The organism is Mordavella massiliensis (assembly GCF_016901695.1).
Taxonomy (GTDB): Bacteria; Bacillota; Clostridia; order Lachnospirales; family Lachnospiraceae; genus Claveliimonas; species Claveliimonas massiliensis_A.
This window is the reverse complement of sequence record NZ_JACJKS010000087.1, coordinates 1-333: the sequence shown is the minus strand read 5'-3', so window position 1 is coordinate 333 and position 333 is coordinate 1. Positions and strand designations below refer to the sequence as shown.

1 protein-coding gene is annotated in these 333 nt (G+C 44.7%); it reads right to left on the bottom strand.

The annotated features are described in order from the left end of the window. Positions 1-333 (bottom strand): transposase (locus H6A20_RS14105; RefSeq protein WP_207750421.1); only part of this gene is annotated, 333 nt, incomplete at both ends.

Genomic DNA, 333 nt, shown 5'->3' with positions numbered 1-333 from the left:
CCTCTATGGTCTCTGAAATCTGCCGGGTTGTCATTCCCTTTGCATACATGGATATGATCTTCTGGTCAATATCCGAAATATCTTTCTGACGTTTTTTAACCACCTGCGGCTGGAAGGTTGATTTGCGGTCCTGCGGGACTTCGATTTCCATAGAGCCGTAACTACTGTTTACCCGTTTGCGCTTATAGCCATTCCGGTAATCGTCATTGTCAGAACGTTCAGACTTTTCATAGCCAAGATGATCATCCATTTCTGCTTCCATCATTTCTTTAATGGTCCCGCCAAGAAGATCTTTCAAGGCATCCTGGATATCTTCAGCGGTCTGAATGTCGT